Source organism: Paenibacillus swuensis, assembly GCF_001644605.1.
Lineage (GTDB): Bacteria > Bacillota > Bacilli > Paenibacillales > DY6 > Paenibacillus_N > Paenibacillus_N swuensis.
Genome location: NZ_CP011388.1, coordinates 2,262,207 through 2,275,987, shown reverse-complemented (window position 1 = coordinate 2,275,987; position 13,781 = coordinate 2,262,207). Strand labels below are relative to the sequence as shown.

Below are 13,781 nucleotides of genomic sequence, written 5' to 3'. Positions count from 1 at the left end.
CTATTTTGTTGGGTTTGGAACCAGAAAGCAAATGATTTACTTTCACAATTTTCAAAAGTATACAATCTTGTCTTTACGGTCTGTTTTTTGTACTTTCCCTGTAATCCCCCGGTGTCATGCCGGTATAATCCCGAAACAATTTCAGGAAATATTTGCTGTTCTGATATCCGGCCTTCTCCGCGATTTCGTAAATCTTCAGATTCGAATTCTCCAGCAATCGTTTGGCCTGTTCGATACGCACCTTGGTTAAATGCTCCGAGAAATTGATTCCGGTTTCTTTGTAGAACAGTCTGCTGAAGTAAGCGGAACTCATGTGAATGTGCTCGCCGATCCGCTCCAAGGTCAGCTCTTCCATGTAGCGTTCATGAATGAACTGCAGCGCCTTCACAATCAGCACATGCGTATGCGCGTGTTCTTGCTGTTCTTGGATCATCCGCTCCAACTCGTCTGAACATTGCTTGTAAACCCGTGGCAGCTCTTCTAACCGATGGTAACCGGGACTGACCGTTCCCATTACCTCTGCGCTGTAATCCGCTCTAAGCTTATCCTGCAGCTCCGTAAGCGGGTTCTCGGGCAACTTCTCGCTGATGACTGCCAACCTATCATCGATGCGGGTCACGATCGTTTGAGTATCCGGGGATGCCTGCTGAAAGTAGAGCTCTGCTTGCTCCTCCATCATCTCCAGATTGACCGTCAAGGCCGAAGAGGCATATTCCGGCCTGTAATCCCGGGGAAGCGTGACAGAGAAAAGGGCAAACCTGAAGCCTTCCGGGAAGGAAAACTGCTCTCTTAACAGCGGAATCAGATGATCCACCTGCTGCGAGGGATCCGCCGATGCCGACAATAACCGGGTGATGACTTTCTTTCGCTTATCCTGAGCCCCGTCCCACATTAACCGTTGAACCCATTCCGCCGACTGTGATTTCTTCAGTTCCTGCGCGATGTGGGTCAACGTAGCAAGTAACTCCTCCGAGGTGACTGTAGGCTTGTGAATATAATCCTGGACCTGAAGCTGCAGCGCTTTCCGGGTATATTGAAAATCATCGTAACCGGTAAGGATGATAATCTTGCACGGAAGCTTTAATTCCCTGATTCGTTCCGTTAGCTTCAACCCGTCCATAACCGGCATGCGGATATCCGTGATGACAATATCTATAGGTTCCGCCATGAGCATGTCCAGCGCCTCTTCCCCGTGAGAAGCTTCTCCCCGGATCTGAAACCCTTCCGACTCCCAATCCATTAAAGACCGCATAAATTTACGCACCAGCACTTCATCATCCACGAGCAATACATTAAGCATCCGAGTGTCCCCTTTCTCTTGTTAGCACTGGCCAGCTGACGCGTACTTCCGTCCCGGAACCCTTGACCGAGCTTACCTTTAACTCCGCTTGCGAACCGAATTGCAGACGAAGCCGGTCTTGCACGTTCAACATGCCGATTTTCTCAAAAAGCTCCTCATCCTCCCCATCCCCGGCAACCGGAGGCTGCAGTAAACCTTCGAGAATATGCGGCTCCATGCCGATCCCGTTGTCCCGGATGGCAGCGGTATTCATCGCACCGTCTGTCCGGAGCTGAATGACTAGCTCGCCTCTGCGCTTGCTTGGCCCCAGCCCATGGAAGATCGCATTTTCCACTAAAGGCTGGAACATAAACGGAAAGACCAGATATTCCGTCATCCGCGGATCGACGTCCAGCACAAAGTCGAATTCGTCATTGCGCATCTTCATCAATTCCACATAGTAGCGGAGTAATTCCAACTCTTTGAGCACCGTTATAAACGATTCCTTATTCTTGGAGCTGAATTGCAGTAAATATACGAAAGAAGAAATGAGTTCCCCGACATGCTTGTTCCCTTCCATCATGGCCACGGACCGAATGCCGTTCAGCGTGTTGTACATGAAATGAGGATTAATTCTGGCTTGCAGCGCTGCCAGCTCCACTTCCGCACGCTTGGCTTCCTGCGCCCGGACTTCCTCCACGAGGTCTTTCATTCTGCCGGTCATCTTGTTGAAGCGCTGGGTTAATTCCCCGACCTCATCCTGGCTTTCAGGTGGAATGGCAATGTTAAAGTCCCCTTTGGCCAATTCCTTCATCTTTACCCGGAGCACTCGCAGCGGTTTCACGATGCCTCTCGCAAGAAACTGGGCTAAGACCAAGGCCAGCAGCGTTAACAACGCGGTAAAACCGATGATCAGATTGCGAATATGCTTCGATTCTTTGAATAAATCCGCTTTGGAAGCCATGTAGACAGAGGTCCAACCCGTCAGAGGCGATTTCGTGCTTACTTTCAGATAGGCTTTTCCTTTGGTTTGAACGGCTTCCTTGCTGTTAATGATCGGTTTATTATGCTCATCCAGAATCAGGAGCTGGTGATTACTGTCGATGGCTCCGAACATGCTCTCGAGCTGCTCGATGCGCAGGTTAATAGCAAGCATGCCGACGGGCTTGAAGGTTACGCGGTCTTTAAGCAGACGGCTGAAGGTAACGACAGCTTCAGGATGCAGGGAAGGCTTGTCGAACAAGGTGCCGAATTGCTTCTCCTGCCTGATGCCGCTGATGATCCACTTGCCGTTAGCCTCCCGCGTTTTGCGATACCACTCTTCTTCGGAAACTTTCATTTCGGTTTTCCAGATCAACTCGGGATGGTAATAATCCTGAATGCCGTTATCTCCGTATAGACGGATGCTCGAGATCCCCGGTTTCAGCTTGTACATCCCGATGAGAAACTCTCTAACCTTGTTCTCCTCCCGAATCTCTTTCTCTGTAAACTTGTAATAAGGAACGTATCCTTGCCTTAACCTGTCACTGATGATAGGACTTTCCGTAATGTTATCGGCTAATTTGGAAATTTCCTCGATGTATTGATCCAGCTGTTGATTGGCCAGTTGGGAAATCGTATAGAACTGTTCCACGGCTTTATCCTCAATCACACGGGAGCTCTGCATGTAATTCAGAAGCGCCACCACCGATAAGGGAACAATGACTAATACGATCTGGCTGAACAAAATCTTATTCTGGATGGTTTGGTTCTTAAACCACTTCGTAAACATTGTGCGCTGATCCCCCTTATACGCGGTGCGCCCGGCGAAATTCCGACGGACTTACCTTCATCTTCTTCGTAAATACGCGGCTCAAATAGTAACCGTTCTGGTACCCGCACGCTTCCGCGATATCCTCCAGCGTCCGGTCCGTTTCCAGCAGCAAGGTTCTCGCCGCCTGCAGCCGGGTGGAAGTTAACTCTTCAATCGGCGACCGGCCGAAGGATGCCTGATACCTTCTGGTGAGCTGCGATTGGCTGATCCCGAGTTCATCCGACAGCTCCCTCATGCTGAGCGGTCCGAACGCATGCTGTTGAAGGTACAACGCCGCCTGACCCATTAACGGATCCGTTCGGGTTCGAACCGACTGACGGTAAGCTTCCAGCTCCGATCTGTACAGGTAAAGAAGATCTGTCAGCAGATGATTTAACAGAGGGCGGCCACCCGGTTCATTCGTATCGCTCCAGGGACACATATAGTCATAATTGGATTTCAACCTGTGAATATCACGAATCGTTACGATCGGCTCAGGATAATAGGCATTTGACGGTTCCATCCCTTCCCCGACTTCTGTCATCCAATCAAACTCCATGAAATGAAAAGTTAAACGGGATTCAATCATGCGCCCCAGGGGCACCCCCGGAGGACAGAATACAAGTTGACCGAAACCGGCGGACCCTTGTTGTCCCTGAACGCCATACGAGAACCGGCCGGCCTCCGCCGCCAGAACAACCCAGTGCTTGTAAACCTCCTCCGGATAAGAGAACTGCTCCCGATCCTGCACATACAGATAGCGCACCATCTCGGCCGTCCATCTCGCTTCATTCTGTTCCATGACAGCTCCCCTCCGCTCCAGATCATCCTAAAACCGTTACCGCTTACATTTTGCAAAAAAGTATATGAATTCTAATGATAATGTGCATTTTAAATAGGTTGTTTCAAGCGTAATATACAAATTAATATATCACAAACAATCATAGTACAGGAGATGATGACATGCAATTAGCACCGACAACATTGACTCAGAATCAGGTTCAGGATTTCCACGACAAGGGTTATCTTGTGTTACGCAAAGCCTTCAACACGGAAGAAACCGCGAAATGGCAAGCCGAGTGCGACAGACTTCTCACCTTGACAGACCTTCTTGACCCGAATAACATCCGTACAGGGTTCAGGAAATTGGACAACGGCGAACAGATTATCGAACGAATCGATCCGGTCATTGATGTTTCGCCTGTGTTCATGGACCTTGTGAACGACCAGAGAATTCTCGGGGCATTGCATGATATATACGGGCAGCGCGCTCATCTGTTTAAAGATAAGCTGATCTATAAATTGCCTGGCGTAAGCGGATATACGATGCACCAGGATGCCGCTTGGTGGCAGGGCTTCCCTTACCAGTCGCTGATTTCCGTCATGGTGGCCATCGACGGCGCGAACCGCGAGAACGGCGGCCTTGAGCTGTTCCCGGGCTACCAGGACCGTCTGATGTCGGAACCGGGCGTGCTGCGCAATATGAACGACGAAGAGATTGCGCAAATCGATTTGTCCACCGGCGAGATTGTGGAAACCGAGCCGGGCGACATCATTCTGTTCCATTCATTGACGCCTCACCAGAGCGGCGTGAACACAGCTAACCGCAGCCGCCGCCAATATTATTTGACGTATGTTTCCTCGGAGCACGGCCGCCTTTACGACGCGCATTATGAGCACTACAAGAAATACAATATTGATTTGAAAGAAGAGTCGGTTCGCAGCTCTTTGTACTTTAAATAACGTGTTATTTATTGCCGAATAAAGCATGCCGGCTTATCCCATTGACTCAGTCCATAAGCCCTATGGGGCTCTCTTCTCGGAAAGCAGCGAGGACGGCGGCATGCCGGTAATCCGCTTATAGACTTTATTGAAATAGGATTGATCGCAATAGCCCAGATACTCCGCGGTCTGGGCTATGGTCATGCGCGTATTTAACAACAGATCGCGGGCAGCCGAAACGCGTACTTCATGTAGGTAATCGACAGGGGTCATTCCCTTTATCTGACGGAAGACCGACGTCACGTGGTTCGGTGTGCGGTTGACATGCCGGGACAGCGTGTCCAGTTTCAGCGGTTCCCTGTAATGTTCGAGTATATATTGCTGCACGGCATCCGCCAAGGCTAATGACTTGGAGGGGAAGCGTTCCACATCCGCCTCCCGGCTCGCGATCCCGAGCAGTTCCATGAGGATCCCGTTGCAGACGGTTTCCGCATAGGGAAGCTGCCCGAACCACTGCTGCGCGAGCAAGGAGAATCGTTGCTTCATATATTCATAGCTCCGGCTTTGAGCTTTCATGCCTGGGCGCCCTCCGATGAAAGGGAGGGCGTTCGTCATGTCGGGAGCGGCGTCAAAGTGCGCGGAATATTTCTGATGCATTTGCTCCGTTATGCACCTGCCGGATCGTAACGTTCCCGCCGGGATATAGAGCCAATCCCCCTTCTCCAGAGGATAATCCTGCTCGTCCAGACGGTAAATCAGCTTGCCTTGCAGAACGAAGATGAAGATATGATAGGGCGTGACAGCCTCCGGCCGGTTCCATGCCGGATCATAATCGTCAAAGTAAACCGAACGTAGTTGAATCAGAACAATCCCTCCCTATGTATACCTCATTATAATCGTAGAATTACACAAATAAAAGTTGTATTATTTATCGTCCGCGGTAACCGTTTACATTATAATTAGGGGTATCATTCCATTCCTGGGGAGGCAGCACCGCATGAACCAACCTGCACAGAAAGTCATTGATTGTGACGTACACAACGAGTTTACCGACCATATGGACCTGGTCCCATATCTGAAAGAACCTTGGAAAAGCCAAGTCGCGCAATTCGGTCTTCGCATTCCGTTCACGTATGCATCGCCTATCGGTGTATTACGCAAGGATGCAGTTCCGCCTAACGGCGGAGTGCCCGGATCCGACCCTGAGTATATGCTGAAATATCTCCTTGAGGCGTACAACATGGAGCATGTTGTGTTAACCGGAGATCAAACCATCCATGTATCCATCCATCAAGATCCGGATTACGCGGCAGCTCTCGCATCCGCTTATAACGACTACCTGATCGATCAGTGGCTGTCGAAGAGTGACAAGTTCAGAGGCGCTATGACGGTTGCCATGCAGGATCCGGCACAAGCCGTAAGAGAGATTGAACGGATTGGAGCGCATCCCGGCATCGTTGAAATTGTTATTGGCAGTGCTTCTCCCATGCCTTACGGTCACCGATATTACCACCCCGTCTATGAAGCGGCGGAGCGGTTGGGTTTACCGATTGCCATCCACCCCGGTTCTGAAGGCAGCGGTATATCAGGTAAACCTACGGCAGCAGGATATCCAAGCACCTATTTGCAGTGGCATACGAGTCTGTCCCAGAATTTCATGGCTCAACTGATCAGCTTGGTATGCGAAGGCGTATTTGAGAAATTTCCGAACCTTAAGTTTATTTTTTGTGAAGGCGGCGTAGCCTGGCTGCCTCATCTCATGTGGAGATTGGACAAGAACTTTAAGGCATTGCGCTCCACAGCCCCTTGGCTGAAGAAAATGCCGAGCCAATACATTCGCGACAATTGCTATCTCACGACACAACCGATTGAAGAGCCTCAGGACTTTAAACATCTTCTGTCCATCTTCGATATGATCGATGCCGAGAATATTCTCCTGTTTTCCAGCGACTATCCGCACTGGGATTTCGATGATCCGACAGCGATTCTGAAGCGGCTGTCCCCGGAAGCCCGGCATAAGATCTTTTATCAGAACGCCAAAGATCTGTATAAGCTTTAGTCCAAACAACGGAGAGGATGGAGAAGAAGATGGCATTGCATATTGTCGCGGATACAGCGGATATTCCGGTAGGCGGACATAAGATTGTGGAAGTGGAAGGCCGGTCCATCGGGGTTTATAACGTGAAAGGGGAATACCACGCCATTCATAACTATTGCCCGCATCAAGGCGCCGAGTTGTGCAAAGGACCGGTGTGCGGAACAAATCTCCCATCCGAGGTGTACGCGTTCGAATACGGGCGGGATCAGGAAATCGTGAGATGCCCTTGGCACGGATGGGAATTTGATATTAAGACGGGGAAATCCCTTTTTAGCGAAAAGGTTCGAACACGAACTTACCCAGTGCAGATTGAAGATGGCAAGATTGCGGTCGTTCTGGGTGTCAAAGCGGGGCAATCGCAGGAATAACGAACATGAGGTCAAACATTCCATATCGATGAAGGGCGGGATTTTCATGTTGACTAACGAAAATGCAGATTCGAAATTGCAAGCAGGGACGCAGGCAGAGGTACAGGCGGGAACGCAGACAGAAGTGCGAGCTGAGGCGCAAACGGGAACACAAGCGGAGTCGCGGGCTGAGGCCATGGCTCAAGCCATCACCAACCATCCAGCTCTGTTAAGCTTCTGGGACTTCCAGGAGGAAGCCGGCTCGGATCGCGTCGCGAAAGGACCCCACGGCTATCGACTCCGGGAGATGGACGGTCCGATCGCCAGAGCGGACGATGGCGTGTTCGGCCCCTACGCGGCCGACATGACCTTCGGGCAGTGGTTTAACCTCCCCCGGGCGGAATGCCCGGCGTTAAACTTCCACGGCCTGGAGGGGCACCTGACCCTGATCGCATGGGTGAAGCGTGCGGGAAGGGTGAACACCGAATGCCAAGCCATCGCGGGCATGTGGAATGAGTCGAACAAGAAACGGCAATATTGCATGTTCATGGACTTGAGCATTTGGGACAGCGCCGATCAGGTGTGTGGTCACGTGTCTTCCGTCGGCGGGCCTACGCCGGGCTACATCTACTGCATGACCACAGCGATCGGCGGCACAGCCGTCTCCAAGGAGGAATGGCATGCCATTGCCTTTACCTACGACGGCGTCCATGCCAAAGTGTATTTGGACGGCGAGCTGGACCCTCGTAAAGAGTTCAACCCTTACCTGTACGACGGCGGCTTGTTCGACGGCGGTGAAGACGGTGCGGATTTCACGGTAGGGTCTGTCGACCGGTCCGGTGAGGCCGGCAACCGGTATGTGGGGTTGATGGGCGGTCTTGCCGTGTTCAACCAAGCTTTAACCGAGGATGAGATTCGGAGCTTGTCCAAGCATTGAGAAAATCACCCTGCTCAGTATATTAGCAGGGTGATTTTTTTATCATTTATTTACGTTTTAACTATGAGGTGTAGCTTGTGAAAGGAGATATTCACAAAGCTGAACTTGTATCCCCTGATCTTTCATAGCTTTTATAATAGATAATGGTAATTCGCCATCCGTAGTTGGCCAAATGGTCATGATTGATTTTTTTACATCGTCGTATTGTATTGGATTGTCACTAAATAAAAAGAGAGTGGAATAGCTTTCGGTTTCTTTAAGGCGAGAGGGTAATGTATTGCCGACCAATTTCTCGGATAGAGCCATAAATAGCCTGTTAATCTGAGTTTGTTGATTAGGTGTGATATTATAGGACAAAATCAAATCATAGTAAGGAAATTCACCGTTGGATACTTTGCAAACCGATAAACGTAATACTCTATCTTCCAAGGATTCGATTTTATTTTTCATCTCAAGAAGCTGATTATTTTGTTTTCTCACCAGTTCTTCCAGTTCTTCAACTCTACGTTCCATTATTCCGCCCACCTTTCAACTTATTGCAAAAGACAATCTGCTGTAATTAGGCACGCATGCCAAATAAATTCCGTCAAGAAAGTGGATTTACCGTCCAAGGATAATCTCCATTCGCACAGGGAGCTCTTTCCCGTTATTTCCACCACGTCGACATAGGATATGCCGATGCGCCAAGGGTGACGGTCTCGCCGATCTTCGGCGTAGCCACCGCTACCTGCTTCTCCGCCGCCGCCTTCAGTACGCGCTCCACCGGGTCGATCCAGCTGTGCATCGCTAGCGTGAACGCTCCCCAGTGAATCGGAATCAGCAGTGCGCCCTTCACATCCAGATGAGCTTGTACCGTTTCTTCTGGAATCATATGGATGGCCGACCACCGCTCGTCATACTGGCCGCATTCCATCAACGTCAGATCAAACGGACCGTATTTCTCCCCAATCTCGGCAAAATGAGGCCCATATCCGCTATCCCCGCTAAAAAACACCTTCGCGGTCTCGCTGCGGATGATCCAGGAACACCACAAGGTGCTGTTCCGATCGGTCACACTGCGGCCGGAGAAATGCCGGGCCGGGGCGCTGGTAAGCTTTAAGCCCTCAAAATCCGCTTCCTCCCACCAGTCCAGCTCCCGTAACCGGCCAGGATCCACACCCCACCGAATCAGATGCGCACCCACCCCAAGCGGCACAAAAAATTGCTTCACTTTCGTCTTCAGCTTCAAGATGGAGCCGTAATCCAGATGATCATAATGATCATGCGACAGGACCACCGCATCGATCTCCGGAAGATCCGCGATGTTAAACGGAAGCTGTTTGCTGTAACGGCCGATACCGCCGATTTGCGGAAACGGCGAAGGCGAGGTGCCCAGCATCGGATCCATGAACAGGGTGCGCCCGTTCATTTGCAGCAGGAAGGCGGAGTGACCGAACCAGGTCACTTGCGGCATCACGCCTTCAACAGCCACCTGCGGTTGAAACACCTCGATGGGAAGCGGCGAGGTCGGCTTCAAATCAGGCCGGCCCTGAATGAACTCCACAAGCAGTTTCAACGTTGCCCCGAAGCTCATCTTCATGGACGTGGGAATCTGATTCTGGAACTTCCCACTGGCGTACTGGGCTGACCTCGTCAACGCAGCCGCCGATTCTCTGGATCGTCTTCCGCCCAACGCCGGGTAGAACCGGATCACCAGCCATGCAATCACCGCCAAAACCGCTATTATCACTATCATCCATACCAAAATCATCAATGTGTTTGCCTCGCTCTACAATATACTTATGCGTCCCATCGGAAGCCGGTCGCTTCTTCGCTCCAGGCCCAGAAGCGCTTGGCTTCTTCCGCCGATTCGGCCAGGTTGGACACGGGCTCCGGCCGCATCTTGTACCAATACAACCCCGACTTGCCCGCAACCTCCGGGGAAGTCGCTACATAGACGGCCGTTGCTGAGCCCAGCTCCGGCGTCTGAAAGAACGGCCGCAGCAGCTTGTGAACCATCGCGCCGAAGCCTGTGCGCCGGTCTACACCTAGCTGTGTGGCCACGGCACCGGGATGCACCGCGTTCACGGTCACGCTTGTCCCGCTTAACCGGCCCGCGAGCTCCTTCATGAACCAGAGGTTCGCGATCTTGGAACGGCCGTAGGCGTTCCATACCGTATAACTCTTGTTCATGCCGGGGTCCCCGTAATTCATGCGGCCAATCTTGTGCGCGCCTGAAGATATGATGACCAGGCGGCCCGCCGGACTCCGCTTGAGCAGCGGGAACAGCAGTCCTGTGAACAGGAAATGCCCCAGATGGTTCACACCCAGCTGCCGCTCAAACCCATCCTCGGTTTCTTCCCTGCGAAGGGTCACAACACCGGCATTGTTAATTAGAACGTCTATACGTTCACAACGCGAGCTAAGTTCCGCGGCCGCCGCGCGAATACTCGCAAAAGACGCCAGGTCACATACCAGCAACTCCGCATCATCCCTTCCGCTCAGACGGTTCACATCATCTACAGCAGCCTGTCCCTTGTCCGCGCTACGGGCAACCAGAAACACCTTCATGCCATGCTCCGCGGCGAGCAGACCTGCCGTCGCCCGGCCCATGCCTCCGCTCGCGCCTGTAACCACGGCGATTTTTCGCTTTTCCTGCATCAAGTTCCACCCTTTCTCGTGATCGCCTTTATCATTCCACTATTTCTTCAACAACCCTCGCATAAGACTGCTTGCCGACTGCCACCGGGAGGATCTGCCATACTTGGCGACATGGCCATAGTTAGCCAGCGTTACCCCTGCATCCTGTATCGCGTAGGTGAAATCGTCCTCCAGGAGAAGACGGTATTCCCACACTCTTTTGGCCCAATGCGGGATGGAACGCTGCATGACCGGGTTCTCGACACCCGGGTGGATGTAAGTTTCACTGATTCCCTCGGGAAGGTTGTACATCTTCGTGATCATCATCTGCTTAAAGCTCTCGTAGGTTTCTCCCTCTTCTATACCGAACGTATGGGACAAAAGATAATCCGGAATCGCCACACCCAGCACGCCCGCCAGCGCCGAAGCCTTCGCCACGGCTCCTTCCGCTCCCGGGATGCCGGCCAACAGCGTATCCGACGGATCGATTTTCCGAAATAACCGGAAGGGAAGCCCCCATCGGGCGCATTTCCACAGCACCTGCGGGATGAAGCTTCTCCCCGTCGCTACGCCGTACAAGCTGCCCATATGGTTATCCGCATGGCTGACGGGAAACCCATAACCGGCCAGCAACCGGTACTGCGCCTCCAGTTCCCGCATCACCGCCCCCGCATCGGCACGTCGTTCGAACGCTTCGCACGTTCGGTGCATCGTCCCGTCCTCCCCGTGAAGCGAGGGGTGACCGGTCAGACTCCGCCAGCGAATCGCTTCGAACTCGCTCGTGAGCGTCAGATGCAGCCCGATGTTGGGCTGATTCCTCCGGCGGCACCATGCCGCCGCTTCCTCGAATCCCGGCGCGGGCACCATGATGGTGGCAGAGGACACTTTGCCCTCCTCCAGAAGGTGCATGATGGCTTGATTCGTCGCAGCGCTTTGGCCGAAATCGTCACAATTGATGATGAGAATCCGTTGTTTTGACATCCGCCGTCCTTCCCTCCATCCGAACTCCTAATGAGATGACATACGCGATAGCCAGCAAACCCAGCGGCACCAAGCAGATGAGCACCTGAAAGGTCATTTCCGGATTCGGACCGGGCTTCTCCCCGCTCTCATAGCCGAACATCAAACCTACAAACAGAAAAGCCAACGCCGCGATCAATCCGCTCGAACGGGTGATAAACCCGCCCATCGCGGTATACATCCCCTCACGTCTGCGCCCGGTGCGGTCGAAATCCTCATCTATCAGCATACTGCTGACAACCGGCGGCGTTACCAGAAATCCGGCAAGGCCGAAACCAACAAGCACCCCGGCGAGAATCCCGCTGATCAGCCCCGTTCCGAACCACAGAGGCACCACCGAAAACGCATAAACGAGAAGCGACAACCGCCAAGCCTTCAACGGATCCATACGCCGCATCATCCAATACCAGACGCCCACCAGCGGAATCACGGACACGAAGATGGAGGCGAGCAGAATGGACACTTGCCACTCCGGGATGCGAAGCACATATTTGGCATAGAACGGAATCATGGAGGAGACCAAGCCATTCACGGTCTGGGCAAAAGAGTTCGAGATATTGAAAATCCAGAACGGCTTATTTTTCAACGTTTCCAGAAAAGCTTCTTTCAGAGGCATCGGCGGGATCTTCCGCACCTCTTCATCCTCTTTAATGTTATACACGCAGAGCCCCATGATCAAAGCAAAGACAACCGCATAGAGCACGGACATCCTGCTAAACCCCATTACGCCGAACAAAAGAGGTGTCAACGCCGTACCGATGAGAATCGCGACAATCTGGTAACCTTGCTGTACCGCGGATGCTTTGGCGCGCAGCCTGTCGCCCTTGAAGATCTCAGGGAACAGCGCCCCGTAATTGATCCAGAGCACCGTGGCCACCGCCTCATACAGCACAAGCGCAATCACAAACCAGAGGAATAGCCCGTATCCGGACAACCCCGCAGGCACCGTAAACACCATCACGAACGTCAGCATGAAAAAGGGGATCGCCCCCACAATCCACGGTCTTCTTCGTCCCCAACGGGTGTTTGTGCGATCCGACAGATAACCGAATATAGGCTGGTTGACCGCGTCCCAGATGAGGAAGATCATGCGGGCAGCCGTCGCCATGGCGATCCCCAGCCCCAATTTCTCAACATAATAGTAGTTATAGAAAGCGTTGAAAGCCGAGCTTGGAATCATCATCGCCAGCATCCCCATGGCATACATCGCGGGGCTGTTCACCCATCTTTTGCCCATTGCATAACCCCCTGTAACCTATTGTTACAACCGCTTTCCGCTCTAATTCCATTATATTCAAATGTTTAGAATTAAGCTCAGGGTGGTATGAAATAAGCACACGAATTAAAAAACACTCCGACGAGGTGACTGATGATGGAAAATCCAAAAGTGAAATGCAGCGTAGACAACTGTTCCTACTGGGAAGAAGGCAATAATTGTGTTGCTGAGACCATTATGATCGAGATCAACGCCCATGCCCATGCGGAATTACCGGAAGGCACACGGGACGAGCAGTATGACTCGCATCATACCGACCATGCGGCAGGCGTGAAAGATACTTGTTGCCACACGTTTAAAGAACGGGTGCACTAAAGCTTTAAAGTTTGAAGCACTGAAGAGGCTTGCCTGAGGTACTGGACCTGAGGTAAGCCTCTTTTTGGCGTTGTGCAGGTGTCGCGGAAGGTTAGTCGCCGTAGGTGGCAATCCCTTTTTGGATCAAATACTCCATCTCCGTTTCCAAAATCGTTTCCACCGTCATCTCATCCAGGTTCACATCGCGTTGTTTCATAATATGGTCCACAATATCATCCACATCAATGTCCACTTCGCCGCGCGCGTTCGCTTTAGCCTTGTTGATATAGGTATCTTCGATTTTCAGCACGAGCCCGATTTGGGTGGGATCCGCTCCGGTTTTGCCGGCTATGTATTGAATCAGCTCTTGTTCGTTTAAGGGTTTACTCATATGGTT

At 52.0% G+C, this 13,781-nt stretch carries 15 protein-coding genes and 1 pseudogene; 5 read left to right on the top strand and 11 right to left on the bottom strand.

The features are described from left to right. Positions 1-73: 73 nt before the first annotated feature. From SY83_RS09960 to SY83_RS09950, 3 genes are read right to left on the bottom strand one after another with little or no spacing between them, the layout of a single operon-like run. Positions 74-1,300 carry a response regulator gene (locus SY83_RS09960; protein WP_068606109.1) on the bottom strand — a complete coding sequence of 409 codons (1,227 nt, stop codon included), beginning with the start codon at positions 1,298-1,300 and terminating at the stop codon, positions 74-76. Then, complete coding sequence (locus tag SY83_RS09955) at positions 1,293-3,050, bottom strand: sensor histidine kinase (protein ID WP_068606108.1); 1,758 nt, start codon at positions 3,048-3,050, stop codon at positions 1,293-1,295. The genes SY83_RS09960 and SY83_RS09955 overlap by 8 nt, the downstream gene beginning before the upstream one ends. Before the next feature lie 16 nt (positions 3,051-3,066). Continuing rightward, positions 3,067-3,873, bottom strand: a complete 807-nt coding sequence (locus SY83_RS09950; RefSeq protein ID WP_068606107.1) for a helix-turn-helix domain-containing protein — start codon at positions 3,871-3,873, stop codon at positions 3,067-3,069. 161 nt (positions 3,874-4,034) lie between these two features. Between SY83_RS09950 and SY83_RS09945 the strand changes: the two genes are divergently transcribed. Further along, positions 4,035-4,814: a phytanoyl-CoA dioxygenase family protein gene (locus SY83_RS09945; RefSeq protein ID WP_068606106.1), complete on the top strand. Its 780-nt coding sequence runs from the start codon at positions 4,035-4,037 to the stop codon at positions 4,812-4,814. Positions 4,815-4,874: 60 nt separating this feature from the next. On the opposite strand, the gene SY83_RS09940 is transcribed toward SY83_RS09945, so the two are convergent. Continuing rightward, the gene (locus SY83_RS09940; RefSeq protein WP_082882442.1) at positions 4,875-5,450 is read right to left on the bottom strand and encodes a helix-turn-helix domain-containing protein; all 576 of its coding nucleotides are present in this window, start codon (positions 5,448-5,450) and stop codon (positions 4,875-4,877) included. A 12-nt stretch (positions 5,451-5,462) separates the two neighbouring features. Next, positions 5,463-5,579 (bottom strand): annotated as a pseudogene (locus SY83_RS23790) (cupin domain-containing protein); the annotation flags it as partial. A gap of 211 nt (positions 5,580-5,790) precedes the next feature. Between SY83_RS23790 and SY83_RS09935 the strand changes: the two are divergent. The 3 genes from SY83_RS09935 to SY83_RS09925 are packed head-to-tail and all read left to right on the top strand — an operon-like array spanning position 5,791 to position 8,175. After that, positions 5,791-6,852 (top strand): amidohydrolase family protein, encoded by a 1,062-nt coding sequence (locus SY83_RS09935; protein WP_068606104.1) that lies wholly within the window; start codon positions 5,791-5,793, stop codon positions 6,850-6,852. Between the two features lie 29 nt (positions 6,853-6,881). Then, positions 6,882-7,259: a Rieske (2Fe-2S) protein gene (locus SY83_RS09930; protein WP_068606103.1), complete on the top strand. Its 378-nt coding sequence runs from the start codon at positions 6,882-6,884 to the stop codon at positions 7,257-7,259. A gap of 46 nt (positions 7,260-7,305) precedes the next feature. Further along, entirely contained in the window at positions 7,306-8,175 is an 870-nt protein-coding gene (locus SY83_RS09925; protein WP_231891411.1) for a LamG domain-containing protein, read from the top strand. 57 nt (positions 8,176-8,232) lie between these two features. On the opposite strand, the gene SY83_RS09920 is transcribed toward SY83_RS09925, so the two are convergent. The 5 genes from SY83_RS09920 to SY83_RS09900 form a co-directional block, all read right to left on the bottom strand. Then, positions 8,233-8,688 carry a hypothetical protein gene (locus SY83_RS09920; protein WP_082882441.1) on the bottom strand — a complete coding sequence of 152 codons (456 nt, stop codon included), beginning with the start codon at positions 8,686-8,688 and terminating at the stop codon, positions 8,233-8,235. A 133-nt stretch (positions 8,689-8,821) separates the two neighbouring features. Beyond that, the gene (locus SY83_RS09915) at positions 8,822-9,910 is read right to left on the bottom strand and encodes an MBL fold metallo-hydrolase (RefSeq protein ID WP_068611020.1); all 1,089 of its coding nucleotides are present in this window, start codon (positions 9,908-9,910) and stop codon (positions 8,822-8,824) included. A 44-nt stretch (positions 9,911-9,954) separates the two neighbouring features. Next, a complete protein-coding gene (locus SY83_RS09910; RefSeq protein WP_068606102.1) occupies positions 9,955-10,815 on the bottom strand; it encodes an SDR family oxidoreductase in 861 nt (286 codons plus the stop codon). 39 nt (positions 10,816-10,854) lie between these two features. Beyond that, positions 10,855-11,775, bottom strand: a complete 921-nt coding sequence (locus SY83_RS09905; RefSeq protein ID WP_068606101.1) for a polysaccharide deacetylase family protein — start codon at positions 11,773-11,775, stop codon at positions 10,855-10,857. Next, positions 11,741-13,051 (bottom strand): MFS transporter, encoded by a 1,311-nt coding sequence (locus SY83_RS09900; protein ID WP_068606100.1) that lies wholly within the window; start codon positions 13,049-13,051, stop codon positions 11,741-11,743. The genes SY83_RS09905 and SY83_RS09900 overlap by 35 nt, the downstream gene beginning before the upstream one ends. Before the next feature lie 132 nt (positions 13,052-13,183). Between SY83_RS09900 and SY83_RS09895 the strand changes: the two genes are divergently transcribed. Further along, on the top strand, positions 13,184-13,405 hold the full coding sequence (locus tag SY83_RS09895; protein WP_407944617.1) for a DUF1540 domain-containing protein: 222 nt from the start codon (positions 13,184-13,186) through the stop codon (positions 13,403-13,405). A gap of 91 nt (positions 13,406-13,496) precedes the next feature. Here SY83_RS09895 and SY83_RS09890 read toward each other — a convergent pair whose 3' ends face one another. Continuing rightward, the gene (locus SY83_RS09890) at positions 13,497-13,775 is read right to left on the bottom strand and encodes a hypothetical protein (protein ID WP_068606099.1); all 279 of its coding nucleotides are present in this window, start codon (positions 13,773-13,775) and stop codon (positions 13,497-13,499) included. Positions 13,776-13,781 lie beyond the last annotated feature (6 nt).

Bases quoted from the DNA above. Each gene is read 5' to 3' on its own strand.
- SY83_RS09940 (WP_082882442.1), bottom strand. From the start codon at position 5,450: ATGCATCAGAAATATTCCGCGCACTTTGACGCCGCTCCCGACATGACG.
- SY83_RS09950 (WP_068606107.1), bottom strand. From the start codon at position 3,873: ATGGAACAGAATGAAGCGAGATGGACGGCCGAGATGGTGCGCTATCTG.
- SY83_RS09895 (WP_407944617.1), top strand. From the start codon at position 13,184: ATGATGGAAAATCCAAAAGTGAAATGCAGCGTAGACAACTGTTCCTAC.
- SY83_RS09935 (WP_068606104.1), top strand. From the start codon at position 5,791: ATGAACCAACCTGCACAGAAAGTCATTGATTGTGACGTACACAACGAG.
- SY83_RS09910 (WP_068606102.1), bottom strand. From the start codon at position 10,815: ATGCAGGAAAAGCGAAAAATCGCCGTGGTTACAGGCGCGAGCGGAGGC.
- SY83_RS09900 (WP_068606100.1), bottom strand. From the start codon at position 13,051: ATGGGCAAAAGATGGGTGAACAGCCCCGCGATGTATGCCATGGGGATG.
- SY83_RS09905 (WP_068606101.1), bottom strand. From the start codon at position 11,775: ATGTCAAAACAACGGATTCTCATCATCAATTGTGACGATTTCGGCCAA.
- SY83_RS09915 (WP_068611020.1), bottom strand. From the start codon at position 9,910: ATGATAGTGATAATAGCGGTTTTGGCGGTGATTGCATGGCTGGTGATC.
- SY83_RS09955 (WP_068606108.1), bottom strand. From the start codon at position 3,050: ATGTTTACGAAGTGGTTTAAGAACCAAACCATCCAGAATAAGATTTTG.
- SY83_RS09890 (WP_068606099.1), bottom strand. From the start codon at position 13,775: ATGAGTAAACCCTTAAACGAACAAGAGCTGATTCAATACATAGCCGGC.
- SY83_RS09930 (WP_068606103.1), top strand. From the start codon at position 6,882: ATGGCATTGCATATTGTCGCGGATACAGCGGATATTCCGGTAGGCGGA.
- SY83_RS09960 (WP_068606109.1), bottom strand. From the start codon at position 1,300: ATGCTTAATGTATTGCTCGTGGATGATGAAGTGCTGGTGCGTAAATTT.
- SY83_RS09920 (WP_082882441.1), bottom strand. From the start codon at position 8,688: ATGGAACGTAGAGTTGAAGAACTGGAAGAACTGGTGAGAAAACAAAAT.
- SY83_RS09945 (WP_068606106.1), top strand. From the start codon at position 4,035: ATGCAATTAGCACCGACAACATTGACTCAGAATCAGGTTCAGGATTTC.
- SY83_RS09925 (WP_231891411.1), top strand. From the start codon at position 7,306: ATGTTGACTAACGAAAATGCAGATTCGAAATTGCAAGCAGGGACGCAG.